The following is a 17,118-nucleotide window of genomic DNA, read 5'->3' on the forward strand; positions in this document are numbered from 1 at the left end:
TGGAGGTAATTTGAATATGACTGTAAAAGCGATGAAAGCAAGTGAAGTAGCAAAAAAAGTAGTGAATAATCAGCCGTTATTCATTCTGGATGTCCGAAACGGAGATGCCTTTGCTGATTGGAAAATTGAAGGCGGCAATATCCAGTATATAAATATACCTTATTTCGATTTATTGGACGGCGTCGAAGAAGTGGTTTCAGACCTGCCGACAGACAGAGATATTTTGGTTGTCTGTGCAAAAGAAGGCTCTTCCGTCATGGTGGCAGAAATGCTGTCGGAGGAAGGCGTTGATGCGGCGTATCTTGAAGGCGGCATGAAAGCCTGGAGTGAACACCTGGAACCAGTAAAAGTCGGTGAATTGCAAGGCGGCGGCGAATTGTATCAATTTGTTCGCCTCGGCAAGGGATGCCTGTCTTACATGGCCATCTCTGAAGGGGAAGCCGCTGTTATTGATGCAACACGCATGGCGGATATCTTCTTGGACTTCGCGCAGGAAAAAGGCGCAACCATCAAGCATGTATTTGATACGCATCTGCACGCTGACCATATTTCGGGCGGCCGTGCGATTGCTGAAGCAACAGGCGCGAGCTATTATTTGCCGCCGGCTGACGCAGAAGAAGTGGTATTTGACTATACAGCTTTGGAAAACGGCTTGGAAGTGGCGATCGGCAGCTCAAAAATCGACATTGAAGCACTTTATTCACCCGGGCACACAATCGGCTCTACATCATTCATCGTAGACCATAAATATTTGATGACAGGCGATATCTTGTTCATCGACTCTATCGGCCGGCCGGATCTTGCAGGCTTGGCTGATGACTGGGTAGGCGATTTAAGAGAATCCCTGTACACTCGTTACAAGGAATTAGCCGATGAACTTATTGTTCTGCCAGCTCATTTCATGATCATCGAAGAATTGAACGAAGATGGCAGTGTCGCTAAAAAATTAGGCGACTTGTTCAAGGAAAATCACGGCTTGAATATTGCAGACGAGCAGGAATTCCGTGACATGGTCACGAAGAACCTGCCGCCGCAGCCGAACGCTTATCAGGATATCCGCAAGACAAATATGGGTAAGATTGCACCAGATGAAGAAGTGCAGCGTGAAATGGAAATTGGACCAAACCGCTGTGCGGTTCGGTAAGCAACGATTTAGGGCAGTCGATATTCCGCAAAACAGCTTGCCAGAGGCTCGTGAGCGTCTGCGCTGTTTTGCTTCATATCCAGGTAACATCTAAACGCAAAACCTTATTGAGAAAGAAATTTAATAGTAACTAAAACCCAAAAGGAGAGATTTTGATGAATGCAGATAAAGTATTGGACGCAAAAGGCTTGGCATGCCCAATGCCGATCGTAAAAACTAGAAAAGAAATGAAGGAAATGGAAAGTGGACAGGTGCTCGAAATCCTGGCTACTGACAAAGGCGCGAAAGCGGATTTGGCAGCATGGGCAAAATCAGGCGGACATGAGCTGCTGGATTCACAAGAAAATGGCGATGTCTTTTCATTCTGGATCAAGAAAGGCTAAGAGCTGGATGGAAGGGCATCGCCATGATGCCCTTTTCCCTTTTAGAAAGGTGAAAAAAAATGAGTATTGACTTTATCATTGTCATTTTTATCATCGGCTTTGTAGGTTCCTTTGTTTCAGGAATGGTGGGAATCGGTGGTTCGATCATCAAATATCCGATGCTGCTCTACATACCGGTGATGCTGGGTTACACGGCATTCAGCGCCCATGAAGTATCGGGCATCAGCGCCATCCAGGTCTTTTTTGCGACCATCGCCGGTGTTTGGGCATACCGTGGCAGCGGCTATTTGAATAAAACCTTGATCGCTTATATGGGCGGCGCTATTTTAGTGGGCAGTTTCATTGGCGGCTACGGTTCGACTTTGTTGTCTGAGCAAGCCATCAATATTGTCTACGCGGTATTGGCGACCATTGCGGTTGTCATGATGTTCATGCCGAAAAAAGGCGTCGATGATATCCCGCTCGACCAGGTCACCTTCAATAAATGGCTGGCAGCAGGATTGGCATTCATTGTCGGTATTGCCGCTGGAATCGTTGGAGCAGCCGGTGCCTTTATCCTGGTGCCGATCATGCTGGTCGTCTTGAAAATTCCGACTCGGATGACGATCGCGACTTCGCTTGCGATTACGTTTCTGTCATCCATCGGTGCGACAGTCGGTAAAATCGTCACCGATCAGATCCTATATGGACCGGCAGTCGTCATGATTGTTGCAAGTATACTGGCAGCCCCTCTTGGAGCAAAGCTTGGACAAAAAATGAATACGAAATACCTGCAATGGATTTTGGCTTTGTTGATTTTAGCCACAGCTATTAAAATTTGGACAGATATTTTGTAAGGCATAAAATGAGGACTGTCCCTTAAGTCCCCAAAATAAAACCGCTGGAGAAAAAGGATTGATTTTTCTCCAGCGGTTTTTTCTTCGTAGTATGAAGTTTTTCCTTGAAAATAGCTTGCGGATGCCAGCTGTTTTCGTGGGGTACGGCCTTCTTATGGATTTTATTTGAAAAGAAGAATGGTTTTATTCCATTAATAGAGCTTACCGTCCAAGTAGGGTGAAATACAGTCCGCAAGCGAAAATGCTTCCGGAATGGAGGAATGGCGGTCTTTAAAACTGCTTTAAAGGGACATCTTCGCGCCCGCTACTTAGTTTTGGACCGATTCCAGCAACTTCCCTGAATTCCTGGTTGCTGATGGTTGTTTTGGCCAAGATCTCTTGTTATCTGTCAGCGCTTTGGGCGCTTATTTTTTCGATTCGGTCTGATGGGTAGGTGTAGTTGCCGGTCCGCTCGATTTGAGCCACTTCGTACATAGCCAGTGCTACGTTTCTTGCTTCGACAGGCTTATATTTCATCATTTTCCCCTTCAGCAATTTGCTGATGGCAGGACTTAGGATAGCGGCAGCTTTTTCACCCAATCGGAATTCCTGGCGTTCTCCGAGCAATAAAGAAGGCTGGAAAATATGCAGTGCCGTCAAGCCTATCTTCTTCAGGCGCACCTGCAGCTGCCCTTTGGTGCGGCTGTAGAAGACTTTTGACTCAGCATCAGCACCCAATGCCGTAATGATCAAAAAGTTCTTTGCCTGCTGCGACTTTGCCAATTCAGCCATTTTTAAGGGATACTCATAATCGACTTTTTTGAATGCGTCCTGTGATCCGGCTTTTTTGATGGTGGTTCCGAGACAGCAAAAGACATCATCTACATCGAAGTGCTGGGCATAATCGTCCAGTTTATCGAAATCCGCAACTACTTGTTCCAATTTTTCATGTGCCATGTCCAGTGGGCGGCGTACCAGGATTTTCACCCCTTTGTAATGCGGGCTTTCTAAAAGGATATGGAGCAATTCGTTGCCGACCAGTCCACTTGCGCCTGCCAGTAAAGCAGTTTTGTTATTCATTTTGAACGACTCCTTTTTCTGCGTCATCTTTCTGTTAGAACCTACTATACCCCACTATGCAGGGAATTGTCTTTTTTGCTTTGATTCTTTGGCTGAAAGGGTACAATAAGAGAAAGACCAAAGGAAAGGAAGAAGTGCATGAAACCAGTGATAGTCGCTGAAAAACCAAGCCAGGCCAAGGCCTATGCTGAAGCGTTCAAGACCACGAAACGCGACGGCTACATTGAAATCGCTCCCGATGCAATTTTTCCGGAAGGTGCCTATATCACATGGGGAATCGGACATCTTGTGGAATTGAAAGAACCAAAGGCCTATGATCCGAAATGGGGGAAATGGTCACTTTCTGCACTGCCGATTCTGCCCGATGCCTACCAATTCCAGGTGGCAAGAGGCAAAGCGCAGCAATTTGGCATCATCAAAAAATTAATTTTTCAAACCGATACGGTCATCAATGCCTGTGACGTTGACCGGGAAGGGTCCAATATATTTTATAGCATCTATTATCATACAGGTGCCAAAAACAAAAAGATCCAACGGTTATGGATCAACTCGCTGGAAGCAGACGAAGTCAGGAAAGGTTTTCAGGAGCTTAGGGACAACCGGCAGGACCTGTTATTGTACCAGGAAGCCAAAGCGCGGCAGATCAGCGATTGGCTCGTCGGGATGAACGGATCCCGCCTGTATTCCCTCCTGCTTCAGGAAAAAGGGATACGCGAAGTTTTTGCGATTGGACGTGTCCAGACCCCGACTGTCTTTTTGATTTATCAGCGCGAAAAAGAAATTGAAGCGTTTGTCCCAGAGCCTTTCTATGAAATCGAAGGCATTTTTGACGCAGAAAAAGGGCGTTACAAAGGCAAGGCGAAGCTGCGGGCAAAAGAACGGAAAGAAGCGGAGGAGCTTCTGGCTAAACATGCCATTACCGCCAAAGAAGAAGGCATTGTAACTCAGGTGAAAACCACAGAAAAACGGACGCCGCCGCCACAGCTTCATTCTTTATCGACCTTGCAGGCTGCAGCGAACCGGAAATGGAAATACAGTCCGGCGAAGGTATTATCCGTCATGCAGGGCTTGTACGAGAAGAAACTTGTCAGCTATCCAAGGACCGATACCCAGCATATTACACCGGGTGAGTTCAGCTATTTAGCAGGGCAAGTCGAAAAATACCAGCAGCTGATTGATGCACCGTTCCCGATTGCTTCCAAAGCACCGAAAAAGCGCTTCGTGGACAGCTCCAAAGTCCAGGAGCATTATGCCATCATCCCTACAAAAACCATACCGACAGCAAGAAAACTGGAAGGATTGGCAAAAGACGAACGAAATCTGTATGAAGAAGTTTTGCGCACAACTCTAGCGATGTTCCATAAAGATTACCGCTACGCCGAAACCAAAGTGACGACGGACGTTAAAGGACTGGCATTTTTCACAACTGGAAAAACCGAGCTTGAAAAAGGCTGGAGGGAGCTGTTTCCCCCAGCCAAGGAAGCAAAAGTGGAACCGTCTTTGCCGGAACTGCGGGAGCAGGAACGGGCGAAAAGCAAGATCGATATTAAAGAAAGCATGACAACACCGCCAAAACCGTATACGGAAGGCCAATTGATCGCCATGATGAAGACCTGCGGGAAGTTTGTCGAAGACGTGGAAGATACCGAAATCCTCAAGGAAATTGAAGGTCTTGGCACGGAAGCGACAAGAAGCGGAATCATTGAGACGATCAAGCGGCATGAATATATCTCAGTTACCAAAAACATTGTTTCAATCACTGGAAAAGGCCGCATCCTGTGCCAATCTATCGAAGGGAATTTATTGTCCAGTCCATCGATGACTGCAAAATGGGAGACGTATTTGAAAAAAATCGGCAAAGGGGAAGGGTCAGCGGAAGTATTCCTGGCGACCATCGGCAAGTTCATCCAGAAGCTGTTGGATGAAGTGCCTGGGCAAATGCAGAAAAACGGATTGCCGGCACAGATGGCAACGCCCGATGCCAAAGACGAAATCGCTCTCTGCCCAAGATGCAAGACCGGTATGATCGTGTCGCGAAGAGGCTCTTACAACTGCACCGAATACGATAACGGCTGCAAGCAATCATTCCCGGCAACCTTCCTAAAAAAACGGTTGACGGCCAAGCAGATCGAATACTTGTGCACAAAAGGAAAGACGCCGGTCATTAAAGGCTTTGTTTCGAAGAACGGCAAAAAATTCAACGCCAAACTGGTGCTGGAAGACGGCAAATTGAAGATGGAGTTTTAAAGTTTGTAAGTAGAGAAGAGACTCAAAAGCTTGATTGGTTGCAATGGCTCCAGTCTTTCTTTGATAATGAAGAAAGAAGATATAACAATGCACCGGAAAGGGAGTTTCACATGAAATATAATTTTGATGAAATCGTCAACAGAAGAGGCACCTACTCCATGAAATGGGACGGCGGAGAGCTGATCAAGCAATTCGGACTTACAGAAAGATATGATGAAGACACCATTCCGTTGTTTACCGCCGATATGGATTTGCCGGTTCCTCAACCTTTAGTTGAAGCTTTGCATAAAACAGTGGATCACCGGATTTACGGCTATTCCGTTTTTCCGGATGAATACTTTGAGGCCATCCAGTCCTGGATGCAGAAACGGCATGGCTGGAAAGTTGAAAAAGAGCAGATTGTCTATAGCCCAGGCACGGTTCATGCATTGAATATTGCTGTTAAAGCGTTTACGAATGTAGAAGACGGCATCATCATCCAACGTCCTGTCTATCCTCCGTTCACTTCAGTGATTGAAGGGAATGGCCGGAAAGTGGTGAATAATGCACTGAAACAAGAGGCGGATGGTTATTATTCCATCGATTTTGAGGATTTCGAAGCTAAGGCAAAGGATGACCATACGACAATGTTCATTCTATGCAACCCGCATAACCCGACGGGCAGGACCTTCAATGAAGAAGAGCTGAAAAAGATGGCTGCAATCTGTCATGAAAACAATGTCTTGATCGTAGCTGATGAAATCCACGGAGATTTGTTGCGCAACGGAAAGCAATTTACTCCGATGGCTAAAGTAGCCGACCAAATTGATCATATCATCACCTGTACAGCCATCAACAAAACCTTCAATGTTGCGGGGCTGCATTGTACCAATGTCATCATCTCAGATGAAGAGCTGCGTACTAAATTCGCCACTGAAATGGGCATGCAATTGGCGTCTCCATTTGCCATTGCTGCATTGATCTCCGTTTACAATGAAGGGGAAGAATGGCTTGAGCAATTGAAGGATTATGTCGATGCCACCATGGCGTATATAAAAGAGTTCCTCGCTGAAAAAATGCCTGAAGTGAAGGTGGCCATTCCAGAAGGCACGTATATTATGTGGCTGGATTTCAGCGGCTACGGCATTTCGGCAAAAGAAATCCACGACCGCATCTACAACAAAGCCAATGTCCTGCTGGAAGATGGCAGCATGTTCGGTGAAGAAGGAGAATTCTATCAACGAATCTGTACGCCTTCCCCACGGCCGCTCATTAAAGAAGCTTTGGAAAGAATAGCCAAGGAATTCGAAGACATTTCCCATAAGAAAGGGTTGGGGAAAGTGGAGAAACAATAAGGTATCTGATTTTACAGGCAATTGAGTTTACTGTTCTCTTTACCTTTACAGTGAAATTGAGTATAATAAAAATACTTGGAAAACTATAGCGTTTCCGACTTGTTATAAAATTTCATTCATCCATTAGGATCGATATCTCTAACACATCTAATTTTACTCCGCTTTAACGGTCGGTAAGGTTCCCGCTTTTACAAATAGGAGCCACTGTCCATAAAAGTCGGATTGGATCAACCAGCAATCAATGGAGAACGAAGAATTCCTCATTGATTGAATTTTTTCTTTATACCTTGGTTAAATATTTCAGACGATAGAGCTGATATAAAAGCCGAAAAGATTGCTTTGAAACAGAGGCGACTCTTTTCGGCTTTTCCTATTTCTGAAAAAGAAAGGAAGCGATTTTATGTATTACTTTGTAGACCATAAGAAGAAAAAAATTCATCAACGCCAATTTGCAGGAGATCGCTGTGGGTTTATAGAAACACCTGTCGATAAAAGAGAATTTACTGACCGTATTGAGTATATCGAGCAGCTGGAGGAAAAGGATTCCTATGAATTTTGTCCCTATTGCCAGACAGCTCAAATCATCAGCAGCTGAAAAGAGTGCCGTATAGAAGCTGTGGAACAATAGATACTTCCCCCAAAAAAAAAGACCACAAACTGCTCAAATTAACCGAGTCAGTCCATAGTCCAGGAAGCCAGCTGAGAGCTGGCTTCTTTTTGCTATTTGGTGTTTTCCAGCAGCAATACAATATACCCTTTATCCGTAATGAAGTTCCAGTCAAGGAACACTTCCAGAATTGGCTGTTTGAGGATAGCTTCGATGCGTGTCTGCAATAATAATCTTCGCTCCAAAGGGCGCTTCACCAATTTCAATTCTTCGATAAAGCCGCCATGGATCAGCTCTTTTTCGATTTCAACAAAAATTCCGGACCGTTCGATCAATAGTGTCCGGTTGTTTAACCAGTACAATTCTGTCGATTCAGGTGTTTTTTGCGCTTTTCGGCTGGCTTCATTCACTTCTTCGCGAATGCTTTCAATTTGAATAGCTGAATCCCATGCAATTTCTTCTGCTCCCGACTTATCAGCCATGACAGCCAATATCATCCCGGTCTGATCATCTAAATTCCAGTCGGCATATACCTCTTCGACTTCCAGCTTTCCAATCTTCCATAAATCCAATTTTATATCCGCTGCTAACTGGTTCATCAATAGATCCCGCGTTTCCAACACTCTTCGATGCTCCTGCTGCTTCAGCAAAATTCGTTCAGTTGGAGCCAAAAATCCACGAAGGTGTATAGAAATAAAAGGAGGTTTGACTGTCACGAATACTGATGTAGGGCCTTTTCCGAAATGGTCACGCAATAAGGTGGAAATATAGCTGCCGACTTCAGTGTGCATTGTTTTTTCTTTGGACATGTTTAGCTCTCCTTTTATTGTACGGGTATGGGATTCTGGGTGTTTACTAATGCTCAATTGGCTTTATTATACGGGATTAGGATGGGCATTTAAAGAAATCAATAAAAGATATCGGGATTTTGCCTCCTTATAAATTTATTTAGGAAGAAAAAATCATTGTTGTGAAGGAAATTAGGATTATTGAATCAGCAATAAGGTTTTTGTTCCGTCTTTTTGTTTTGTGTCGGTAAAAAAAGGGTATTAATTGGAAAAAGCTGCAATGGCTTTTTCTTTTACTTGCCTGCTTGGCCAAGAAAGGAGGATTCCATGCCTTCATCTACAGTCAAAACCGTTGACTACACAAAAGAGAAAAACCGAAGAGTCCATGCCAAAAGAAACGTCTGGTCAGGACTTTTATTTGGTATCGGCTTAGTGGCGTTTATTGATGAAACAGTCTTTCATCAATTGCTGCATTGGCATCATTTCTATGATCGATCTACAACTGATGTGGGATTAGTTTCAGATGGTGTTTTTCATGCCTTCAGCTGGTTTGCGACCGTGGCTTCGCTATTTCTTTTGGCTGATCTTCAACGGCGAAAAGCCTGGTGGCCAAAGAGATGGACAGGCGGAATCCTGGTTGGTGCCGGAGCTTTTCAACTTTACGATGGCATCTTTCAACATAAATTATTAGAGCTTCACCAAATCCGCTACGGCGTGGATTTGTTGCCATATGATCTTGTTTGGAATATCACAGCAGTGATTTTGCTTTTGGCTGGGATAGTTCTGCTTTGGCAAACCCCGAACACTCCAGTAAAATCCAACGGCAACCGGGAATGAACCTCAAATTCAACAGTCTTTTATCAAGGCATGTACCCATAATCATCGCCAAGGGGAACGGCAGCTTTATCTTTCGTACTTGCCTTTTAATGGAACGAATAGGACTTCATTTAAAAGAGTGGTGTGGGTTTTACCATCCGGATCCTTTTCAATCAACCGGAGTTCCTGGCTGAAGGAGTTTCCAACCGGAATAACCATCTTTCCATCCCCATTTAATTGTTCGAGCAGTTCTCTCGGCACTTCGGAAGCCGCAGCTGTGACTATGATCCGGTCGAAGGGAGCATGTTCTTCCCAACCTTCACTGCCATCCCCCAATCTATAATGAATGTTTTGGAAGTTTAGTTGGTCCAGCCGTTCTTCAGCACGCTTCTGCAATTCTTCAATCCTTTCGATGGTGTAGACAGTTCCGGAAAAAGCAGCCAGTAAAGCAGTTTGAAAACCGGATCCGGTCCCGATTTCAAGTACCTTCTGTTCTGGCTGAAGATCAAGTGCCAGCGTCATTTCAAGAACCAAGGATGGTTGAGAGATGGTTTGTTCAAATCCAATAGGCAGGGCTTGGTCAAAAGAGGCCAGGTCTTTGTTGGCGTCCATAAAAAAGCTGCGGTCCATCTGCTTGAAATAGGAAATGATTTCTTTTCGTTGGCTGTTCATTACATGCACCTACTTTCTTTTATTGGAACTGCACCAAAGGGAGTATCTAAGCCATGCATTTTCTGTTCAGTCTTGTTACATTAATTTTAAGGAAATCGTCGCGAACTGTATAGTAATTGCTCTGGAGATCCAGGTTTTTAAAGAAGGGATGATCAGGATGGAATTTCAGCAAATGACCATTGAGGAAATCGAAAAAGGGCTCCATCAAAATGATCAACCCTTGGAAATCGCAACATTCGGGATGGGCTGCTTCTGGGGACCGGACGCCCGGTTTGGAAGTATCCCTGGAGTCGTCCGAACGCGTGTCGGCTTTGCGGGCGGAACGCTCCCGTCTCCTACTTACCGCAGAATGGGCGATCATACGGAAACAGTCCAAATTGAATTCGATCCATTGATGATCAGTTATGCAGAGGTGCTTAGGGAATTTTGGCAGAATCATTACCCGAATCGTGATAATTATAAAGGGAGACAGTATATCTCTTTGCTGCATTACCACACAGAGCAGCAGCGGCAAACGATTGACGGAATCAGAGAGGAAATGGAGCTGCAGTTAGGGGAGCCGATCGAAACGGAAATTTCACCTTTCAGCCAATTCACTTCGGCCGAGGAACGTCATCAAAAATATTACTTGAAGTGTTATCCTAAGGCGTTGGAACAGACTGCCGAAATTTACCCGGATCAGTCACTGCTGACGGACTCAACTTTCGCTGCCCGGTTAAACGGATTTGTGAAAGGCTACGGTACAAAAATGGGTGTACTGGAGGAAATAGCACACTGGACCATTGGGGAAAATGAAAAGGCTTATTTGAGTGATCTCTTTTCAAAGATGAAATGGTAAGCAAGGCAAAGGGAGAAAAAACCGAACGAACGCCGTCTTCGGTTTTTTTGTGTTTTGTAAAAAAAGGGAAAGGCAGCGAAGGCAGAGAACATAGAACTATACGGTCTTTCAAAAATAGATAGAAGAGGTGACATCCAGTGGATCAAACAACTTTGATTTTGGCATTGCTGCCAATCCTTATCATTCAACTGGCTTTGATGATTTTTGCGTTGGTGGACTTGATAAAAAACCCACATCCAAACGGTCCGAAATGGATGTGGGGCGTACTTATTGTCGTCATTAACATTATCGGACCCATACTTTACTTTGTTATCGGGAGGAGAAATTATTGAACATCGTAGAGATAGAAAGGCTTACCAAACGTTATGGACAGGAAAGCGCGGCTGAAGAGCTCTCTTTTGCATTGGAAGAAGGCACTGCTACGGCTTTAATCGGTCCGAATGGAGCAGGGAAAACGACCACTTTATCGATGTTGGCTGATCTCCTGTCTCCATCAAGTGGAAAAATCACCATGGCTGAAGGGCTGACTATCGGCTTTCTTCCCCAGTATCCGCAATTTTTCCCTTGGTTGACAGCTCTTGAATTTACGGAAATGGCTGCAAAATTAAGCGGTATCGAAGCAAAAAAAGCAAGATTTCAGGCAACACGCACCCTGGAATTTGTGGGTCTTGGAACTGCCTTAACTAAAAAAACAGGAGCTTTTTCAGGAGGCATGAAACAGCGTCTGGGTCTTGCGCAAGCCATTGTCCATCAACCCAAGCTGCTTCTTCTGGATGAACCGATTTCAGCTTTGGATCCCACTGGCCGCCGGGAAATCATGGACTTATTGAAATCCCTGCAACAGGATACGACCATTCTGTACTCGACCCATATTTTAAACGATGCGGAAGAAATGACGGACCAGTTGTTGTTTATGAGAGACGGACGGCTGATTGAACAAGGCTCGTTGAATGAAGTCAGAAGTCGGCATGCCAATCCTTGTATCCGAATCCGCTTTCAAAACCATGCCCAAGCGGTGGAGTTTGCTGAGGGACAAGCGTGGAAATCCGAAGTTAAAGAGGATTCCATTTTTCTTCCGGTTCAGGAAGATGGTCCAAGCATGCCACAGGTGCTTCAGGTTCTGGCTTCTGAAAGACAGGACATTCTGGGGGTCGAGTTCCAAACGGCTTCATTGGAAGAAATCTTTTTAAAGGTGGTCGCTGCCAAATGAAGCAATTCGGCATTTTGATGCAAAAAGAATGGCGGGAAAATTTACGGAATTATAAAGTATATTGGATACCTGCTATTTTCATCCTTTTGGGCATTACAGAGCCTGCGGTGAATTATTTTCTTCCGCAAATACTGGAGGCATCCGGCGGTTTGCCGGAGGGGGCAGTATTTGAAATGCCGACTCCTGCACCGGAGCAGATTTTGATGGCAGTTATGGAACAATTTCAAACCATCGGAATCGTCGTGCTGATTCTGGCATATATGGGAACCATAGCTGGAGAACGGAAAAGCGGCACGGCCACTTTACTGTATGTGCGTCCGCTTTCCTTCCCAGCCTATTTTCTAAGCAAATGGGCAACGGCTGCGGTTATTTCCCTGGCCAGCGTTTGGCTCGGTTTCTTTTCGGGCTATTACTATACATTGTTATTTTTCGGAGAGGTGGAATTCATCAAGCTTCTTCAAATGATGGGCTCATACAGCTTTTGGGTGCTGCTGATCCTTACCGTTGTCTTGGCTGCTAGTGCCGCTTTGCCGAATGGCGGACTTGCCGCGGCTGTCGCATTCGCGGTATATGTACTTCTTCAATTGGCCGATGGTTTATTCGGAGCGAATTGGTCTGTCTCGCCAGTGAAAATCCCTCAATATGCAGCAGCCTGGCTGACAGGGAACCCGGATAACGCCAGCCTATGGGGATCCATCGGACTTGCGGTTCTTATGATTTTCATTTTATTCCTTTTAGGCAGCTGGTCAGCTCAGAAAAACAAAGCCAAAACCAAAGTTTAGTTTGGAAATGAACGGGACAAATATCCGTAAGAGCTTCGCTGAAATCTGTACTTTTGTTGGGGTTAGTAGGCAACGTGGCCAAAAGGAGCTGGAGCAATTGCTGCATCATGTTGAACTCAATGTTTCAAATTTAGCGGAAGCCAAATCATTTTACAGCGAGCTGTTGCCGCCGCTAGGGTATGCCTTGTTTCAGGAATGGGAGAAAGGCTTCAGCTACAAGTCGGGCCTTACGTATATCGTGTTTGTACAAACTGAGGAAAAATTCCGGGAGATTCCATATCACCGGAAACAAACCGGATTGAACCATTTGGCATTTCAGGCGGTTTCGCGCGTGCAAGTGGACGAGATGGCTGAAAAAATGAGACAATGGGGAGCGCAAGTCTGTATGAAGACCTCCATCCTTATGCAGGTGGTCCAAATTATTATGCGGTTTTCCTTGAGGGGCCTGATCGCTTGAAAATTGAAATCACAGCACCAGGTGAAGTGGGCGTCCATGCATAAGGAAAGGATGGAGCGTTTTTCGCTGTGCCACAAAGTAAAAGATGAGGGGCTTTACAACCCGTTAGACTGAATCAAAATCGAATAGAGGTTAATTTTTATGAAGAAACTCGCAGTATTTATACTGCTCGTGCTAGTGGTATGGGGTGGAGTTTGGAGCAGCAATAAGTGGATACAAACCACTGAATATACGGTAGCATCCGAGGAGTTGCCGGAAGCTTTTGATGGATCGAGAATAGTTCAGGTATCTGATCTGCATAATGCGACTTTCGGTAGAAATCAATCGTCGTTGATCGAAAAGGTGGAGGCGGCTGAACCCGACGCCATCTTTTTGACTGGAGATCTTGTGGACAGCAACCGTTATGATTTGGATGCTAGTTTGGTGCTGGTGGATGCGCTTGTAGAGATGAGTCATGTGTATTACGTGACAGGGAATCATGAGGTGGCTTCCAATAAGGTGGAAGAGATTACAGATGCTTTGAATGCACGTGGAGTCACGGTTCTGGCGGATGATTCGGTCCAATGGGAAAAAGACGGGGAGTCCATCCAGATTGCGGGAATCGATGATCCATTGATGGAGCCCGATATCCATGAGGATGAAGCCACTCGGCATAGCCTCGACCGTGCACAACTGACGGACGATTTCACATTGTTGCTGGCGCATCGTCCGGAATACCTGTCCACCTATGCAGAAGACGGTGTAGATGTTGTTTTTTCAGGCCATGCACATGGCGGACAGATCCGTATTCCGGGTATTGGCGGCTTGATTGCCCCGGGGCAAGGGTGGTTTCCGAAAGTGACAGAGGGGATCTTCGAAAAAGATAAATCGAAGATGGTCGTCAGCCGCGGACTTGGCAACAGTACTTTTCCTGTACGTATCTTTAACCTGCCGGAAATTGTTGTCGTGACACTGGAAAAGGGATAAGGCAACTGAGGAAAAGCGATTTATTGCAGGCAATTTCCGGTCTATACAATTGCCGCCTATCCAGTTTTTGGATTCAACGGTAGTTGATTACTTCAGCCAGTGAACGCAAACAAGGAGGCTGCTTAAGTTGATTAAGAAAAAGGAAGTTTCATTGCATCGTTATTCCTCTAAAGTGTCGATTGATTATGATTTGCCGCCAGTTCAACTCGAGTTTACCCGGTTGCCCAAAGAAATTGTGGAAAAAGATGCTAAAGATCCATTAAAGCATTTCATCATCATCAAAGCGCGCGGAGAAGATGCCGGTTTTTTCGAATTGGATGAATCGGAGGACCGGAAGAAATACTCGGACAATCCGAAAGCTTTGCTGTTGAGGGGATTTTCCGTCAATCCGAAATACCAGGGCAGAGGAATTGCAACAGGTTCAATCTATGCATTGCCGGAATTTATGGAAACAGAATTTCCAGATTTTGATGAAGTCGTGCTCGGCGTCAATGCCCGCAACATACCGGCTCAGCGCCTGTATCAAAAAGCAGGGTTTAAAGACACGGGCAGACGGATTATGCGCTCTAAAGGCGAGCAATACGTCATGTCCCTGTATACCAATAAAGCCAAGTGACAGCAGAAATGCAGCCGCTTGGCTTTTTTTGCATTTATTCGAAGTAAAGGTGCTTATGCAGGCTGCAGCCTGGATTGAACGGTGAAGAACAGCTTGGGCACTTTGATGCACAGGCTAAATAGTCGTCAATAGACAGTTCATGTCCGCAAGTCCCGCATAAAACCGCTTTTTCATGGAAACGGCCTTTTGGCCAAACCTGATGTGTTCCGCAGCCGGCAGCTCTATGGCATTCGAAGCATGGGAAATATTCCTGGCAGCAAAAAAACTTGATGGCGATGCGGTCAATGGGTGAATGATAATGGGCACAACGTGTTTCGGCGTCTACGCCGATGCCTTTCACTGGGTGGTGATGGGCCATACGGATCTTCCTTTCTGAAACGGGAATAGAACGCATAAATGGAATCATGGCGATTTTCTTGCCATCTGCCTACAGGCGTTTGATCTGATGTGTTGGCGAAGAAGCGGGCTGGACTGCAGCAGGACGCAAGCTCGATAAAAATAATCAGTTGGAATTTATGGGGTTCAGTTTCTTTCTATGCTACTATGAAAGGGACGAAACTACGAATCTAATTCTTCGGGGCAAGGTGAAATTCCTTACCGGCGGTGAGCAGGAAACTGCAAGTCCGTGACCCGTTTGGGCGAATGCAGGCATAGGCCACTATGCGGTGCACGCCCAAACGGTGGAGCTGGTGAAATTCCGGCACCGACAGTTACAGTCTGGATGGGAGAAGAATCTAGAGATCGGTTTCGTTATGTGCCTCTTCTTTTCAATGAGTTGAAATTGAAAGGAGGAATTTGTATGACCAAACACTTTTTTCAGGGACCAGTCTCTGAAATTGCAAGGCGACCGTCTTTAATCCTGCTCCTTTCCTTCGTGGAAAAAGAGCTTTTTCAAGGTATGAAAAATTGCTGGACAACCAGCCATCTTGACAAAGAAGCAGGGCACATGCACAGAGTAACCTTCAGAATATTCCTTTCCCCACCACCCATACGCCCCATGGTGGAAAACACCCAATTACCCGTAAGACCCCAATTGAATAGGCTTTTTCGGCCCGAACGGAGGAGTGTGCCGATATGTTTACAGGCATAGTTGAAGAAGTCGGACACGTTGCGTCAGTCCGTACTAAACCTCAGGCCATGGAATTGACGATTTCCTGTGCACTGATCCTAGAGGACATCAAGCGCGGAGACAGCATTTCCATTAACGGAGTTTGTTTGACTGTCTCTACATTCAATTCACACACGTTTACAGTCGATGTCATTCCGGAAACGGTCAAGTCTTCGACGATGAGCGGATTGAAAGCAGGCGGACGCGTAAATTTAGAGCGTGCAATGCCAGCCAACGGCCGTTTCGGCGGCCATTTTGTCAGTGGCCATACAGATGGCGTCGGCGTTATCCGTTCAGTGAAAAAAGAGGCGAATGCTGTGACCAAGACAATTGAGCTGGATTCCCAGCTGATGAAGTATATGATGCTGAAAGGTTCAATCGCAGTCGATGGCACTTCATTGACGATTTTTGCGCTTGGCCATAATACGGTGACCATTTCCTTGATTCCAACTACACAGGAAGATTCGCTGTTAGGCGAAAAAGGCATTGGCGAAAAGGTCAATATCGAATGTGATCTGTTGGCGAAATACACCGAACGTGTTCAAACAGCAGAACCAAAAATCAGCAGAAGCTGGCTGGCGGAAAACGGATTTTAAAAGGAGGCGCTGAAGAGATGTTCTACACCGTAGAAGAAGCCGTTGCAGATTTGAAAAATGGCAAAGCCATCATCGTCATCGATGATGAAGATAGAGAAAACGAAGGCGATTTTATCGCGTTGGCAGAGTTTGCTTCACCTGAGATCGTCAACTTGATGGCGACTGAAGGAAGAGGGCTGATCTGTGTGCCGATTGCCCAGTCAATCGCTCAAAGCTTGCAGATTGGTTTAATGACCGACCACAATACGGATGAATTCGGCACGGCTTTCACCATCAGTATTGACCATAAGGATACGACGACAGGAATCAGTGCTTTTGAACGTTCGCACACGATCACCAGTTTGGTGAAGGCGGATGCAAAGGCAACAGACTTTAAACGTCCAGGGCATATTTTCCCGTTGATTGCGAAAGATGGAGGAGTACTTGATCGTACGGGACATACCGAAGCGGCTGTCGATTTGGCGAAGCTTGCGGGATCATCTCCTGCAGGGGTCATATGCGAAATCATGAACCCTGATGGCACAATGGCACGGGTGGACGATTTGCTGAAAGTGGCGGAGCGTCTCGGCCTCGGTATTCTTACAATCAAAGACCTGGTATCCTACCAGCTAAAAAATCAAAACACGACAGCCTATTAATCTACCAGAGGAGATGGAACT

18 protein-coding genes, 2 pseudogenes and 1 riboswitch are annotated in these 17,118 nt (G+C 45.7%); of the genes and pseudogenes, 16 read left to right on the forward strand and 4 right to left on the reverse strand.

What is annotated here, in order from left to right; genetic code table 11:
* Window positions 1-16: 16 nt before the first annotated feature.
* The 3 genes from AC1MEO_RS15790 to AC1MEO_RS15800 all read left to right on the forward strand — a co-directional run bounded on the left by AC1MEO_RS15790 (window position 17) and on the right by AC1MEO_RS15800 (window position 2,363).
* Window positions 17-1,144 (forward strand): MBL fold metallo-hydrolase, encoded by a 1,128-nt coding sequence (locus tag AC1MEO_RS15790; protein ID WP_480331999.1) that lies wholly within the window; start codon window positions 17-19, stop codon window positions 1,142-1,144.
* Between the two features lie 155 nt (window positions 1,145-1,299).
* The gene (locus AC1MEO_RS15795) at window positions 1,300-1,527 is read left to right on the forward strand and encodes a sulfurtransferase TusA family protein (RefSeq protein ID WP_480332001.1); all 228 of its coding nucleotides are present in this window, start codon (window positions 1,300-1,302) and stop codon (window positions 1,525-1,527) included.
* A gap of 59 nt (window positions 1,528-1,586) precedes the next feature.
* Entirely contained in the window at window positions 1,587-2,363 is a 777-nt protein-coding gene (locus tag AC1MEO_RS15800) for a sulfite exporter TauE/SafE family protein (protein WP_480332003.1), read from the forward strand.
* A 381-nt stretch (window positions 2,364-2,744) separates the two neighbouring features.
* Here AC1MEO_RS15800 and AC1MEO_RS15805 read toward each other — a convergent pair whose 3' ends face one another.
* Window positions 2,745-3,422 (reverse strand): oxidoreductase, encoded by a 678-nt coding sequence (locus tag AC1MEO_RS15805; RefSeq protein ID WP_480332005.1) that lies wholly within the window; start codon window positions 3,420-3,422, stop codon window positions 2,745-2,747.
* Window positions 3,423-3,560: 138 nt separating this feature from the next.
* On the opposite strand from AC1MEO_RS15805, the gene AC1MEO_RS15810 reads away from it, so the two are divergent.
* The 3 genes from AC1MEO_RS15810 (at window position 3,561) to AC1MEO_RS15820 (ending at window position 7,598) form a co-directional block, all read left to right on the forward strand.
* On the forward strand, window positions 3,561-5,669 hold the full coding sequence (locus AC1MEO_RS15810) for a type IA DNA topoisomerase (protein WP_480332007.1): 2,109 nt from the start codon (window positions 3,561-3,563) through the stop codon (window positions 5,667-5,669).
* 110 nt (window positions 5,670-5,779) lie between these two features.
* The gene (locus AC1MEO_RS15815) at window positions 5,780-7,003 is read left to right on the forward strand and encodes a MalY/PatB family protein (RefSeq protein WP_480332008.1); all 1,224 of its coding nucleotides are present in this window, start codon (window positions 5,780-5,782) and stop codon (window positions 7,001-7,003) included.
* Between the two features lie 400 nt (window positions 7,004-7,403).
* Window positions 7,404-7,598, forward strand: a complete 195-nt coding sequence (locus tag AC1MEO_RS15820; RefSeq protein WP_480332010.1) for a hypothetical protein — start codon at window positions 7,404-7,406, stop codon at window positions 7,596-7,598.
* Window positions 7,599-7,723: 125 nt separating this feature from the next.
* Here the strand turns inward: AC1MEO_RS15820 and AC1MEO_RS15825 are convergent, their stop codons facing one another.
* Window positions 7,724-8,419 carry a Na-translocating system protein MpsC family protein gene (locus tag AC1MEO_RS15825; protein ID WP_480332012.1) on the reverse strand — a complete coding sequence of 232 codons (696 nt, stop codon included), beginning with the start codon at window positions 8,417-8,419 and terminating at the stop codon, window positions 7,724-7,726.
* A gap of 306 nt (window positions 8,420-8,725) precedes the next feature.
* On the opposite strand from AC1MEO_RS15825, the gene AC1MEO_RS15830 reads away from it, so the two are divergent.
* The gene (locus AC1MEO_RS15830; RefSeq protein WP_480332014.1) at window positions 8,726-9,235 is read left to right on the forward strand and encodes a DUF2243 domain-containing protein; all 510 of its coding nucleotides are present in this window, start codon (window positions 8,726-8,728) and stop codon (window positions 9,233-9,235) included.
* 66 nt (window positions 9,236-9,301) lie between these two features.
* Here the strand turns inward: AC1MEO_RS15830 and AC1MEO_RS15835 are convergent, their stop codons facing one another.
* Entirely contained in the window at window positions 9,302-9,886 is a 585-nt protein-coding gene (locus AC1MEO_RS15835) for a protein-L-isoaspartate(D-aspartate) O-methyltransferase (RefSeq protein WP_480332016.1), read from the reverse strand.
* A 157-nt stretch (window positions 9,887-10,043) separates the two neighbouring features.
* On the opposite strand from AC1MEO_RS15835, the gene msrA reads away from it, so the two are divergent.
* From msrA to AC1MEO_RS15870, 7 genes and pseudogenes are all read left to right on the forward strand, one after another.
* Window positions 10,044-10,724 (forward strand): peptide-methionine (S)-S-oxide reductase MsrA, encoded by a 681-nt coding sequence (msrA, locus tag AC1MEO_RS15840; protein ID WP_480332018.1) that lies wholly within the window; start codon window positions 10,044-10,046, stop codon window positions 10,722-10,724.
* A 137-nt stretch (window positions 10,725-10,861) separates the two neighbouring features.
* The gene (locus tag AC1MEO_RS15845; RefSeq protein WP_480332019.1) at window positions 10,862-11,056 is read left to right on the forward strand and encodes a PLD nuclease N-terminal domain-containing protein; all 195 of its coding nucleotides are present in this window, start codon (window positions 10,862-10,864) and stop codon (window positions 11,054-11,056) included.
* The gene (locus AC1MEO_RS15850) at window positions 11,053-11,934 is read left to right on the forward strand and encodes an ABC transporter ATP-binding protein (protein WP_480332021.1); all 882 of its coding nucleotides are present in this window, start codon (window positions 11,053-11,055) and stop codon (window positions 11,932-11,934) included. Before AC1MEO_RS15845 ends, AC1MEO_RS15850 begins: the two co-directional genes overlap by 4 nt.
* Window positions 11,931-12,716 carry an ABC transporter permease gene (locus tag AC1MEO_RS15855; RefSeq protein WP_480332023.1) on the forward strand — a complete coding sequence of 262 codons (786 nt, stop codon included), beginning with the start codon at window positions 11,931-11,933 and terminating at the stop codon, window positions 12,714-12,716. The genes AC1MEO_RS15850 and AC1MEO_RS15855 overlap by 4 nt, the downstream gene beginning before the upstream one ends.
* A gap of 97 nt (window positions 12,717-12,813) precedes the next feature.
* Window positions 12,814-13,217 (forward strand): annotated as a pseudogene (locus AC1MEO_RS15860) (VOC family protein).
* A gap of 97 nt (window positions 13,218-13,314) precedes the next feature.
* Window positions 13,315-14,139 carry a metallophosphoesterase gene (locus AC1MEO_RS15865; RefSeq protein ID WP_480332025.1) on the forward strand — a complete coding sequence of 275 codons (825 nt, stop codon included), beginning with the start codon at window positions 13,315-13,317 and terminating at the stop codon, window positions 14,137-14,139.
* Window positions 14,140-14,266: 127 nt separating this feature from the next.
* Window positions 14,267-14,755, forward strand: a complete 489-nt coding sequence (locus tag AC1MEO_RS15870) for a GNAT family N-acetyltransferase (protein WP_480332027.1) — start codon at window positions 14,267-14,269, stop codon at window positions 14,753-14,755.
* Window positions 14,756-14,789: 34 nt separating this feature from the next.
* Here AC1MEO_RS15870 and AC1MEO_RS15875 read toward each other — a convergent pair whose 3' ends face one another.
* Window positions 14,790-15,113 carry a CHY zinc finger protein gene (locus AC1MEO_RS15875; RefSeq protein ID WP_480332029.1) on the reverse strand — a complete coding sequence of 108 codons (324 nt, stop codon included), beginning with the start codon at window positions 15,111-15,113 and terminating at the stop codon, window positions 14,790-14,792.
* 208 nt (window positions 15,114-15,321) lie between these two features.
* A riboswitch (FMN riboswitch) is annotated at window positions 15,322-15,492 on the forward strand.
* Window positions 15,493-15,829: 337 nt separating this feature from the next.
* On the opposite strand from AC1MEO_RS15875, the gene ribE reads away from it, so the two are divergent.
* Window positions 15,830-16,459 (forward strand): riboflavin synthase, encoded by a 630-nt coding sequence (ribE, locus tag AC1MEO_RS15880; RefSeq protein WP_480332031.1) that lies wholly within the window; start codon window positions 15,830-15,832, stop codon window positions 16,457-16,459.
* 17 nt (window positions 16,460-16,476) lie between these two features.
* Window positions 16,477-17,079: pseudogene (ribB, locus tag AC1MEO_RS15885) on the forward strand (3,4-dihydroxy-2-butanone-4-phosphate synthase); the annotation flags it as partial.
* Window positions 17,080-17,118: the final 39 nt, after the last annotated feature.

The organism is Planococcus sp. BI3 (genome assembly GCF_056680115.1).